This window comes from Bacillus sp. FSL K6-0073, assembly GCF_038006085.1.
Taxonomy (GTDB): domain Bacteria; phylum Bacillota; class Bacilli; order Bacillales; family Bacillaceae_G; genus Bacillus_A; species Bacillus_A cereus.
Genome location: NZ_JBBOUN010000004.1, coordinates 202,908 through 216,052, shown reverse-complemented (window position 1 = coordinate 216,052; position 13,145 = coordinate 202,908). Strand labels below are relative to the sequence as shown.

Sequence of the window (13,145 nt, the reverse complement as noted above, 5' to 3'; positions counted from 1 at the left end):
ACTGAATTTTCATACGTGTGAAGTGACCCAATGAAATAAGACAAGGAAAAAACACCTCTTATACCGTATTTAATTTAAATACGAATATACGGAGGTGTTTCTTTTATGGGAACGAGAAAATCTTATTCAGAAGAAATTAAATGGAAAGCAATCGAGCTGAAAAAACAAGGATACACAAATAAAGAAATTATGGAACAATTAGGAATTAAAAATAAAGCACAGATTAAAACTTGGATGAAGTGGCATCGTGAAGGTGAAACGTATCGTTTTAGTCGCCCTGTAGGAAAACAAAGTACGCTACAAAAGGCTAGTGAAGAAGGTATAACTGAAATCGAGAAGCTTCAGATAGAGAATCGGAAATTAAAAATGCAACTAGATATTTTAAAAAAGTACCAAGAAATCGAGAGGAGTTGGTTAAAGAAGTAGTTGTAGAAGTAGTGGAGTTGATGAAAGATGAGTACTCCATTAAAGAGATATGTATATTAATTGGTATACCTCGTTCTACTTATTATCGATGGAAAAATAAAGTGAAAGATGTAAAGGAAGCAAAATTAGAACAGGCTATTTTGACAATTTGTATGACAAATCACTTTCGATATGGACATCGAAAAGTTACTGCTTTATTGAAACGAAAATATAATTATCACCTAAATCGAAAAACTGTACAAAAAATAATGCAAAAGAAAAATTTACAATGTAGGGTTAAAAGAAAGAGAAGAACCTGGATCAATGGAGAAAGTAGAATTGTTGTAGAGAATCTCTTAAATAGAAACTTTCAAGCTAACAAGCCAAATGAAAAATGGGTTACAGACATTACATATTTGCCATTTGGTACAGAGATGTTGTATTTATCAAGTATTATGGATTTATATAACAATGAAATCATTGCATATGAAATAAGTAACAGACAAGACGTAACACTCGTCTTAAGAACAGTTGAGAAGGCGATAAAACTGCAACAAAAGACTCAAATTATACTACATAGTGATCAAGGGGCCGTGTATACCTCCTACGCTTTCCAAATGTTATCTAAAAAAAATGGCATTACCACAAGTATGTCCCGTAAAGGAAATTGTCATGATAATGCCGTAATAGAATCTTTTCATTCCTCATTGAAATCTGAATTGTTTTATTCCCAAGAAAAACAAATACATTCAACTTCTACTCTCAAACAACTCATTCACGATTACATTGAGTATTATAATACGGAACGTATTCAAGAAAAGTTAAACTACCTGTCTCCTATAGAATACAAGAAACAGGTAGCATAGGTGTTTTTTTCATGTACCAAATTCGTGGGTCAGTTCACAGTGTATGCGAATTCAGGAGGTGTTTTTTTCATATATCACTATACGGGTTCACTTAATATTGATCTAAAGCGGTTTTTATTATTTGAATTTTCCCTTTATGTATAATTGGTTTTAAATAATCATGCCAGATTTTCTATCTTATCGCTTCTGAACAATTACGTTTTTTATTAATACATTTCGCTATAGACATTAAAATACCTAAAAATATTAACATTGTTCCTAATAAGGTTGAGATAAAAGAGAAGTACCCACCGGTTTCAGGTAATTTTTTATCTGGATTTATTATTATAGTCGATATTTCTTCTTTTGGATGGAGTTGATTTTCTTCTACTTCATTATTATTGTTTGTATCTTCCCCCAGTATACCATATACTCTTGTGTTTGTTGTTTGGTGATTTAATATTTCTGATGCGTATGAAATATTTGTTTCAAAAAGAATAAATATGAAGCACATGCTAAAGAACAATTGTTTCATTAATGCTTTCTTATGTGTCCTTCTACCTTTCATTTTTAATGCCAACTGCTTACTCAACTTCGGTCCCATCCATTTTTAGAGCTTTGAACTTTAATGTCATTTTATATTCGACATTTTGTTTTTCTTCTCCAAGTAACGTTTCATCAACATTTCCAGTAAATTTGAAACTTACTTCTTTATTTGCATCTTTTTCATCTAACTTCCCTTCGTTATTTGCTAACTTTACTAATTCAGATTCTTGAGTTACAGCTATCTTATTATCCCTAATTAATTCTTTTGTTTCAAAATCTCCTTCAATTTTCGAAACAAGATTCAAGGTTTTTACTGCCGTGTCCTCTTTACCAGTAAAACCTTTTAAAAATACTTTTACAGGTCTACCAGAGTTATTGATAATTTTATAATTTTCTGGCGAAACAATTGTTTTATGTTCTGTTTTTTCATCAGAGAAAAATACAACATCTGTTGGTAGTGTTACATTAATCCATTTGTTATCTCCTTCTGGAATAGCTTCACCAGGATCTGTATTATCTGCTTCGCCAATAACACCCTTAGCTGTAATATTTGCCTCTGTTTGACCTTCTATCGTTTGATATTCACCTTCTGCTGCGAACGTATTTACTCCGCCTCCCATTGCCATCATACCTAATAAAACAATACTTGCTAATTTTTTTTGTACTCTCATATTAATTCCTCTTTTCTGTTTTTACTATTTAAATAAATTTAATATTTATTACCTAGTTCTGTATAATAATCTGCATTTCTGCTTGAGTTGTTCCTTGTTTCTTTTTACTCTTCGGATCAAATATATCAACATCCGCTGTGGCTTTGTATTTACCTGCTTTTAGCTTTTTTTCTAAAGTTACTTGTTTAACTTCATTTCCAGGATATATGGCACCTGTTTCATAAATGATCTCATTTGTATTATCAATTTTTATTTTTACGTTTATTGGATAAACATTACTTGATTCATTTTTAATATGAAGGAATCCTTTTCCTGATTTTTCTTCAAAAATTGCCTCTGGATAGATACTTAAGGTAAATTGTGAAGCATCAACCTTTTCTTGCGCTATTTTATTCTTATCTATTTTCTGTGTTACCTTTTCATCTGGCAAAAAATCTCCCGCAATGATTTCAGGTGCAAATCTAGTATTTAGTGTATAGATTGTTAAAGCACCTAGAAAGGTGAGAAAAAAAACAATAAGTAAATTCCTTTTTTTATTTTTCTTGTGAATATTACCTTTTAGCATAATTAACTCCCTGAGTATATTATTAATTTACACTAAATTTAAAAACTAAATTATGATTCGTATTTTTTTTATCCTTTGTTATTTTTCCAAAATACGTTCCTGTAAAATTTATCATTAATTTGTCTTTTGGGTTCAGTGTTCCAATTTCTGTAATTCCACTTATTTCATTAAGACTATTTATTCTTTCTATGCCATCTGCTACTAAATTTAACCGCATTGATTCTTCAATCCCTAAACTTGGATTTTTATCAGAGGGTGTTAATAATTTTATTCCTGCATTTTCCTTTGTTTCCATTGAAACAAATTTTATATTCAAATTTACTTCATCAGAATGATTTTCGATATAATAATTATTAGATTGAATGTTTCCTGTCTCTTTATCATTTGAGGAGAAAATCATTTCAATTGGAATCGTAACTTTAATCAATTTTTTCATGTCCAAAAATATATAATTGAACGTTGTCGTTTCTTTTACAGTATTTGGTTTACCTGCTTGAGGGACACCTTCACCGGGTTTTTGATCTCCTGCTAACCAGCCAATGTATTTATAATGTATTCCATCGTGTTCAAATCGATTTTTGGGTTCAGGTGAAAATGAATCTACTCCATATGTTAGCTCTGTTTGTATTGTATCTAACAAATTCCCGTCACTACTATATATGTTCTCGGTTACAACAGGATTCACTATATATGTAACAGTATAAATATATTCTACTTTTTTCCCTGATTTTAGTGTTTCACTTACCACAACATCTATTAATTGTTCTCCATCTTTCTTTGTATCGGGAAGTTTATCTTTAAAACGTTCAACCCTAATATTCTCATATCCTTTCAAATCAATGCTATCTCCTAATTTTTCTATCAATTCTTGATTAGAAGTCCCATTTTTTATATTAACTTTTTTAGGAGTTAGCTGATTAACATGTAAGGGGGTAAATGTAGTTTTTGATATTTCATAATACACGTTTTTCAGTCCTGCATGCTGCACAGTCTCTTCACCATTAACTATTAATACATTTCTCTTTCCTGATTCGGCATGCCATACTTCAATAATGTCACCTGAATTTACATCTATTCGCTGTGTACCACTATTAAAAGATTGGATCTTTTCTTTTGCAAGTTCATTTCCTAGTGCGGTAATAACAATATCTGTTTTTATGTCATTTAGATTTTGAGTACTTTGATTTGGAATTTTACGTCCAATCCAAAAATATTGTTTATCAGCAAATTGAGAATGTACATTCCCATCTTTATCTCCACGAGCTATTCCCTCTGCAGCCGATATATAATTTGACTTCCCATCATGGTCTATTGTAAAGGCTCCTATTGAATAGTCATTATCGCCTCTTAATAAAATTGAGTTTCCCCAATAAACATTAACAGGAATAACATATTCTTTCTCATTCTCATACTTGTCTACTAAATCGATATGAATACTTTGATTATCACCAACAACATTTGCAAAGAATGAATATGATGAATCTTTTAATTTTACATTATCACCACTCTCAATTGTAAGAAATTCACTTATATTATCGTCTGTAATTTTAATTTTTTCACCTAAGACAAACGTCTTTCTTTTGGTTTTTGCTTGAATTGTCTGAGGTATTGATTTAAATTTTATAGTTTGATGCATTGCTTTTGCACCAGTTGAACCTGTGAAACCCCAAAATACATTATTACTACCAAAAACCACCATGGGATCAATATGTACATTTTCCTCCCAAGATACATTTCCCATTTCATTTAAAAATCGATACGTTAGATTTTTAAATTTTGCATCCCACTGAATTTCTAATTTATGCTGTCCATGCATTACTAAGTAATAAATATATTGTAGGTTTTTATGCACCATACCTTTACCATCAAACTCTGAACGGGTCATTGAATTTGCTATATGCATATATCCAAAATTCTCGTTGATAATAGCATCTAATCCATCTCCATTGTGATAGAAATCAAATTCGATAGCCCATCCATTATCAATATAATCCTGTGTCGATCCCGCAGGAGATGTCTTCCACACACCTAGTGATTGACCACTATCTCCTGTTGCATTTATTCCTCTTGGATCATTATGAAGAACAAAAGCCATACCATCTGCAACATTCAAAAGATTTAATGAATCGAATTGTATACTCATCTCGGTTTTCCAGTTTTGAGTCATATCAAGTTGCTTTTTAGACCAAACTGCACCTAATTGTCCCGTATTATTATTGGTTACATGGACTGTATCACCTTCAGCAACAGAATTTGCCTTACTTGGAATCTCAAAATTCCCTTCAATTGGTAAAAACTCCTGGTTTTTTGACGATGATGAAACTCCATTTTTTTCTCCATTTTCTACTATATTATTTGTCTTAGATTCTAGATCGACTTTTTCTGTATTCCCTTTCTGATCAGTTGAAGGTTTCATTTCGACATCACTTACGTTTTCCGAGTTAGATGTTATTGATTGAACATTTTTTGATTTTGTTACTGCAAAAACAGTATTTAAATTAGTACTCATTATCAAAATGTTCATTATCAATAATGCTATGATTTTTTTAAAATATAGATTCATGTTATCTTACCTTTCATTTTTTCATATCAACCCCCACATGTGAAAATAGTAAATGAAATCTATAAATTATTTTTACCATGAAATTCGGAACTTTTTCTGAATATTTGAAGATGGAATTAACTCATCGCCTAGAAATATTGCAATATCCCTAAAACTTAATTCTAACAAATCACATCACACCTTTCTAAAAATTATCCTCTATAAGACTATCATTTAGATTCAAAAGAAAAACGATAAAAAGTTCCGTTGTCAAATTTATTTTTTGTTTTTTGCAAAACTGGACGATATAAGTTCATTTTGTACGCAATATTTTTTGTGCGAATTATACGAAAGAAACCCTCCTTCCGGATGCATGTGCAAGTCACAATATAGTAAACTCGTAATTTAATAATCGTTTCAACAACTATACAAGAAACCCATAATGCTCTCGCTGCAACCATAAAAGACCGAGAAGTATAAATACGCATTAAAATATATTTCCGTAATTTTCTCTATTTTAATGGAATTATATATTTATACCCCATTATTAACATGTATTATGTTTTGAAATTTCCTTAGGTTAGTGGCTGATTTTTTGATCGGCACTATAGATTACTAATATATCCATTTAATTCCTTAGAAACTTACTTCAAACAGCCAGAAAAGAAGTGAAGTGGTGAGTAGTTACAATATTGTTATAAAATAAATTCGAACAATACGCGTATTAATCTAATCTACAAAATTTTACACTAAGCTAAATGAATAATTATTTGCATTGAGACACATTAAATAATGCCTACTTAGTTTATCATTTTCCTACAGAAGGCTCATATTCCTCAAAAAAGTGAAGTACAATCCATATTAATGAATAAATCATATAAACTTCGTATCTAATCAAATAAAAGACAAGACATCTTAACTGCCAAAACTATTGGATGTAATCAATTTTAATAGAATTACTTCCTTACTATATGTAATAATACATACAAATAAACTGGGAAAGAATTAATCTATCATTCTTAATCTACTGAGCTTACTCAATTATAAATAGCAAAAATATAGGATATGGTTAAAAGAAGTAGATAACATTGCGCTTTAATCCATATAAAAGAAGATAAGAGGTCATTTTTCATACTTTTTTAAGAAACAGGACGTGCCCCCGCGATTGAAGTCAAAACGGAATAGGACTCAATCTTACACACAAAAGCAAACAAATGGGAATATTACTATAATAGAAAATTGAATTAGACTACTTAAAGTCAAAGTTTTGAATTTTAAAAAAGTCGTGTAGTAATAGGAGGTATTCTAAATGCTATTATTAGTCAGGATTCAAGTGGTAGATAAATTTCATCTTTTATAATCGAGGCTGAATTTCCGAAAAATAATATCTTCTTTTAGTCCTAACAGAGCTACATACAAGAAATTGTTTCGTATATAAGAAAGCAAGTTATTGGCAACAAAACGCACTTTTTTCCGCAAGGAACATCCGTTTCCGGAAATCAAATATACAATGTCTGAAATTGACAGAGCCACAAACATATTAGTAATTCAAAAAAGATTACTTGAATTACTATCCATTAGAAGGCAGAATGTAATTGGTATTGGGATATACAAATATGGAATGTGCTAAATTCAAGAAACTTGCACAAGTAATTAGTAAAGTATCTTGGTCACACCTTCGAAATATACTGGATTACAAAGAAAAATGGTATAAGAAGCAAAGTCTAGTTAACACATAAATATTTGTTTCTAGTCAATTATATTCAAGTTGTGGTTACCAAAATAAAGACGTTAAATGGTGAATAGTTTAAAGAAGTCGTTATATACTTATACAAATTTTTTGTTATATAATCGATATAGCAGATGGACCCCAGAGTAATAATTGCTTTCCTACTGTTAATCAACATGTCTATTTTTTTAGGAATCGAGCTAATTTTTTTAACACCATTATATTCAAATGACATGAAACTAACCTAATATTTAAAAAGGAAGTATTTCTCAAATAGTTCGATAAGAGACTTGTTTTCCAATCTAATAGGTTTAATGACATAATACTAACGCATGAAATATAATAATACATCTGTGAGATTTTTAACGTTTTTTTACTCTTTTCAAAAGTGAAAATTGAATTTTTATCAGCTGAAAATCATGATATATTATTGTATGTCTGTTCTTTCTTTTAGTTCGTTTGGGGCTCCATTAATGGAGCCTATTTTTTATACAGAAAAATGCCTTCCATAAAAGAATTGAGTAAAAACTAAAGAACATAAGCCCAGTACAATATCGGACTTATGTTCAATCAGCTACTTAAATTTTTCGTTTTGCTTCTTATGTTCAATTTACGCCTATCTATTGTCAATATTAAAATTAAGGTTCTGTTGCAAAGATTCTTAGTAGATAAAAAGTTGGTAAGATTGCAGATGGATTTTATGCGCTCGTTAATAATTGATGTAATTCATTGTACGTTGAAAAAACGAAGTTTGGTTGTTGCAAACTTCGTTTTCGTTTATATAGATCTTGAACGGTTTCAATGGCTTTCAAGGTACGTAAAGCATGACGAATACTTTGGAGTCCTGCTGATTTGGCAAAACGTCGCTTGCTATGCCTATGATCCTGTTCGATGAGAGGATTCAAATGTTTGATTGTACGGTGAGTGGTATTCTTGCAGAAGCCTTGTTTTTTTAATTTGTTAAACGCGCAAAATAACGCGGGCGCCTTATCTGTTGTAAGAACCGTTGGTTCTCCAAATATTTTCACTAGTCTTTTCATAAAAGCATATGCCGCTTGATAATCTCGTCTTTTGCGAAGTTGAATATCCAATGTGTGTCCATCTTTATCGATTGCTCGATAGAGATACCACCATTCACCTTTCACTTTGATATAGGTTTCATCTAAGTGCCAAGATAGTTGTGCAGATTTGTTTTTCTTTTTCCAAATCTGATAAATGAGATTTTCATATTCATGAACTCATCGCATGATGGTTGTGGGATGAACCGATACACCACGTTCTTTCAAAATTTCAGATACATCGCGATAACTTAAAGAAAAACGACAATAGTAGCCTACGGCTACCAAAATAATGTCTTTCTTGAATTGTTTCCCTTTAAAATATCGCATGTGTGATTCTCCTCGCCTCTTTTTTCTAGATTGTAACTAGGTTTAAGAAACTTTGCAACAGAACCCCTTTCATTCTATTATTTCTCCCACGAGTATCCGTACTCCTCACCATATTCTTTATATTTTTCTACCCAATTTTCAAGCTGAATAGAGCTTCTAATCTGATATTTTTTCTTTATCATATCGTAACTTCCTTCTCCGTTTAAATAACTTTAATTCTTCTGAATATGTATTAAATGTTGAGCTTTTTTAGTTATGAAAATTCCCTCTAAGTAATAGTGTAACATCCATGTATTCACATAGTCCTTTTTACACTGTCTACCTAAAGGGAATAATATTACTTATATATAGAAAGAATTAGGTCCTTTTATAATTAAATTTTATAGATGAATTTTATGTTATTCTACTCCCACTTGATTCCAAGCCGTTTCTACCGCTTTATATGTTGCGCTATCATAACCATCATAATCTGCTGCAGATTGCAATAAAGCTGTACGAGCTTGTTTAAAGTCACTTGTTGGCATTAAATATGTTGTTAACGCACGATAATAAATTTCTTCTGCTTTTTCTATACCAATAGCATCGATTGTTAGATATGCAGCCTTATTCGGGATTCCACTATTAATATGTACCCCTCCATTATCACCTTCCTTAGTCGCCGGAAGTATTTGATAATCTCTCATATGAGAAGGTTGTCCATATTTTTCGGGATTTGATAAACTACGAAGTGCATCTCCAGAAATATCAGGCGTATATACAGCTTCTCCTATATCCCAATTTGCAGGGTCAACAAAATACCCAAATACGTCAGAGAAAGATTCATTTAATGCACCTGATTGATTTACGTATCGAAGACCTGCTGAATACTGTGTCACGGCATGAGTTAATTCATGTGCGACGACATCAAGAGAACCAGAAAGTGGAATGAATTCACTTCCATCTCCATCTCCATAAATCATTTGCTGTCCATTCCAAAATGCATTGTTTACATTCACTCCATAATTCACGCCAGAACGAATTTTTCCCCCTCTCCCATCAATACTGTTACGATTGTGAATATTTTGGTAGTAGTCATAGACTATTCCAGCATGATAATGAGCATCGACCGCAGGACCCTGATCTTTATTTATCCAAGCATTATCAGCATCAAGTAGACGATAGTTAACTGCATAATCTGCATCACTATGATTTAACGTAAATGTTTCAATATAGCCTCCATTCATAGACTTTGTTGTGTCTTTTAGATAGTATTTTCTCTTTACACTATCAAATGTTGTATTCAATTCTTTTCGATCCCCCAATACTCCACGTCCATACCCTTTTTGCGCACTCTCTACATCTGTAACTGCGTTATATGAATCTACTATTGTTCCATTTTCCGCATTCACATAAATCTGCCAATTAGCTCCGTAAGGTTTGATAAACTGCAATTGCACTTTAAACGTTAGAAAATACCCTCCGTCTTTTTCGTATACAACTAAATCTGCTTTTTCATTCGTAGATTCTAAGTTTTCTTTCACTTGGTCTAATGTATTTCCATCTACTTTTACTAATGTATCATTTTTTGTAAGTTTAATATGGTTCCAAGCATTTAAAAGAGCTGTTTCTTTTGTAATCTTTGCTTGTGTATTACCTTTCAAACTTTTTGCAGCAGCCGGATGAACATCTCCATTTACTGTGGTTACCTTACCCTCTTTATCTGTATGAACAATGAATTGTGCACCATCAACAGGTACTTTATTTACAGACCTTGTATAAACATAATGTTTCATACCTAAATCATCAGATTTCACTTCTTTTAGTGTTAGATCCGTTTGTGGATTTACCCTAAATAATTCTTTATTTTCTTCAAGAAACTCTTTCACTGCTTTTTGAGTTTCTACCTTCTTATCAGATAATTCACCTGAAAGAAATGATGGACTTCCTTGTTCCTCATTCCAATTTTTTTGTTGCACTTCCATTTTATCCATTACTTCTTTTTGGGATACTTGTTCTTCTGCAAATACAGTTGAAAAAGGCGCACCTAACATTGTTCCTGCAGCAAACAATGTTACAACAGTTTTTTTCATAAATTTTCCTCCTTTAATATAAGTAAAATATAAATATAATTACAAAATTAAATATACACTTACCTTTAAACTATTTATATAAATATGAATAGTTGCATACTAATATTTATGATATAATGTCTATTTCGAAAACGAGTTCAGAGTATTTCGTTAATTAAAATAAATATTGATTTATTAAAAAAATAGAGCTGAAGATATACCTTAGAAAACTGCACCTATAAAATATTCATTCAACCAAAATATGAAAGGAAGTTGCTATCCTTATCCCCAATCATTCCTTGAAATAGATCATTATTAGAATATAAAAAATGATTAGAGTACCAACTATACAAAAAGTTAATTGGTTATTTTGACTATAACTTGAAAAATTTTATAATACATAAAATATCAATCAATGAACAATCGTTGTCAAAAAAGATAGAAGTTTGATATTGTGGAAAATTATTTTTGAAATAGAATTTAAGAAGAAAAAATGTAACAAAATGAACTTTTATGTGAAAATCCGTTTAGCCAAGTCAATCTTTCGAATGAACTAAGAAAACTTGCTATGATTATAACTAAGTTGGTTTTACTAGTACCACCTAATCCAGATAAGCCAAAACGTTTAATGATAATTTATTTGAATACTTTGTATCTCCCTTTTTTTCAGAGAATGGGCAAGGATACTCTAAACTTGATTTGTCATTGGTTTGAAAGGTTCTGTTGCAAAGATTCTTAGTAGATAAAAAGTTGGTAAGATTGCAGATAGATTTTATGCGCTCGTTAATAATTGATGTAATTCATTGTACGTTGAAAAAACGAAGTTTGGTTGTTGCAAACTTCGTTTTCGTTTATATAGAGCGTGAACGGTTTCAATGGCTTTCAAGGTACGTGAAGCATGACGAATAACTTTGGAGTTCTGCTGATTTGGCAAAACGTCGCTTGATATGCCTATGATCCTGTTCAATGAGATTATTCAAATGTTTGATTGTACGGTGAGTGGTATTCTTGCAGAAGCCTTGTTTTTTAATTTGTTAAACGCGCAAAATAACGCGGGCTCCTTATTTTTTGTGAGAACCGTTGGTTCTCCAAATATTTTCACTAGTCTTTTCATAAAAGCATATGCCGCTTGATAATCTCGTCTTTTGCGAAGTTGAATATCCAATGTGTGTCCATCTTTATCGATTGCTCGATAGAGATACCGCCATTCACCTTTCACTTTGATATGGGTTTCATCTAAGTGCCAAGATAGTTGTGCAGATTTGTTTTTCTTTTTCCAAATCTGATAAATGAGAATTCCATATTCATGAACCCATCACATGATGGGTGTGGGATGAACCGATACACCACGTTCTTTCAAAATTTCAGATACATCGCGATAACTTAAAGAAAAACGACAATAGTAGCCAACGGCTACCAAAATAATGTCTTTCTTGAATTGTTTTCCTTTAAAATATCTCATATATCATGCTCCTCGAGTCATTTTCTTTAAATTTTAACTTCGCTTAGAAAACTTTGCAACAGAACCGTTATAACGTGCCCAACAAGGGCTGTCATTAGACAAGCGGGAATGTATATGTTTATCTTGACATTTACACTTCTTTTAAGATTATTGAGATCTCGTCTTGAAAAGGATCTTTGGTTGATTTTTCAGCCATTTCATTCCACCTTCTTTAAATTATTTAACTAGTTTGCCAACTACAACTATTCGTTTTTTACCATTGTTCGTACAAGTAATCAGCGTAACCAATGATTCTCCGTCCTTATCCTTTATGACATCGGTTTGGCTCGGGTTTATCACTTCTTTTTTTGTAACAACGTACTCATAAGTGTCCTTCCCATCGGATAGATAGATTTTTGTCCCGATTGATATTTTTTCTAGTGGCCCAAATAACAACTTCGAATTCTTCATGTTGTGACTAGCAAGAGCATAATTTCCTTTTCCCATCACTTGGCTTGGCTTTAAAGTTCCGCCACCTGTTACCATCGAACTATTTGATACACCTTCAATAATCGGCAGGTTGATATTTACACTTGGAATTTTAATTGTACCAGCCACGGGCATTTTCTTATTGATTGCTTCTACGATGTCCATCATAGAAATAGGAGTAACATCAGCAAAATTATACGTTATTTCTTTTTTATCGATGTCTCGTTGATCCATATTCCGTTGTTGTTCTTTTGATTTTTCTTTATCCATAGTTCTTTGATTTTCGTTTAGTTGTTGAAGATTTTTTTGTGTCAAATAGTGCACTGCAAAATCTTCCCCTACTGGGTATGCCATCAACGCTAGACTCACTAATAATACAATCACCATAATGAGATTTATTTTAATTTTCTTTTTCCGTCTTTCCTGCGAACGGTTGTCTAAATCGACCTTACGCATCCATTTTCTCCCCTCAATGA

At 31.7% G+C, this 13,145-nt stretch carries 7 protein-coding genes and 2 pseudogenes; 1 reads left to right on the top strand and 8 read right to left on the bottom strand.

Annotated features, from left to right (window positions below; genetic code table 11):
* The first annotated feature begins 105 nt into the window (after positions 1–105).
* A protein-coding gene (locus MHB52_RS35080; RefSeq protein ID WP_197227684.1) for an IS3 family transposase occupies positions 106–1,271 on the top strand; the annotation gives its coding sequence in 2 pieces (ribosomal slippage) (positions 106–403 and positions 403–1,271; 1,167 coding nt in all).
* Positions 1,272–1,443: 172 nt separating this feature from the next.
* Here the strand turns inward: MHB52_RS35080 and MHB52_RS35075 are convergent.
* The 8 genes and pseudogenes from MHB52_RS35075 to MHB52_RS35040 form a co-directional block, all read right to left on the bottom strand.
* On the bottom strand, positions 1,444–1,842 hold the full coding sequence (locus MHB52_RS35075) for a hypothetical protein (protein WP_061664854.1): 399 nt from the start codon (positions 1,840–1,842) through the stop codon (positions 1,444–1,446).
* Positions 1,835–2,467, bottom strand: a complete 633-nt coding sequence (locus MHB52_RS35070) for a hypothetical protein (protein WP_061664855.1) — start codon at positions 2,465–2,467, stop codon at positions 1,835–1,837. Before MHB52_RS35070 ends, MHB52_RS35075 begins: the two co-directional genes overlap by 8 nt.
* A 52-nt stretch (positions 2,468–2,519) precedes the next feature.
* A complete protein-coding gene (locus MHB52_RS35065) occupies positions 2,520–3,032 on the bottom strand; it encodes a hypothetical protein (protein ID WP_061664856.1) in 513 nt (170 codons plus the stop codon).
* Positions 3,033–3,054: 22 nt separating this feature from the next.
* Positions 3,055–5,541: an L-type lectin-domain containing protein gene (locus MHB52_RS35060; RefSeq protein WP_340769151.1), complete on the bottom strand. Its 2,487-nt coding sequence runs from the start codon at positions 5,539–5,541 to the stop codon at positions 3,055–3,057.
* Between the two features lie 2,460 nt (positions 5,542–8,001).
* A pseudogene (locus MHB52_RS35055) lies at positions 8,002–8,691 on the bottom strand (IS6 family transposase).
* 398 nt (positions 8,692–9,089) lie between these two features.
* Complete coding sequence (locus MHB52_RS35050) at positions 9,090–10,760, bottom strand: M4 family metallopeptidase (protein ID WP_061663662.1); 1,671 nt, start codon at positions 10,758–10,760, stop codon at positions 9,090–9,092.
* A gap of 751 nt (positions 10,761–11,511) precedes the next feature.
* A pseudogene (locus tag MHB52_RS35045) lies at positions 11,512–12,201 on the bottom strand (IS6 family transposase).
* Positions 12,202–12,417: 216 nt separating this feature from the next.
* Entirely contained in the window at positions 12,418–13,125 is a 708-nt protein-coding gene (locus MHB52_RS35040) for a class A sortase (protein ID WP_061663668.1), read from the bottom strand.
* Positions 13,126–13,145: the final 20 nt, after the last annotated feature.

Bases quoted from the DNA above. Each gene is read 5' to 3' on its own strand.
- MHB52_RS35070 (WP_061664855.1), bottom strand. From the start codon at position 2,467: ATGAGAGTACAAAAAAAATTAGCAAGTATTGTTTTATTAGGTATGATG.
- MHB52_RS35065 (WP_061664856.1), bottom strand. From the start codon at position 3,032: ATGCTAAAAGGTAATATTCACAAGAAAAATAAAAAAAGGAATTTACTT.
- MHB52_RS35060 (WP_340769151.1), bottom strand. From the start codon at position 5,541: ATGAGTACTAATTTAAATACTGTTTTTGCAGTAACAAAATCAAAAAAT.
- MHB52_RS35050 (WP_061663662.1), bottom strand. From the start codon at position 10,760: ATGAAAAAAACTGTTGTAACATTGTTTGCTGCAGGAACAATGTTAGGT.
- MHB52_RS35040 (WP_061663668.1), bottom strand. From the start codon at position 13,125: ATGCGTAAGGTCGATTTAGACAACCGTTCGCAGGAAAGACGGAAAAAG.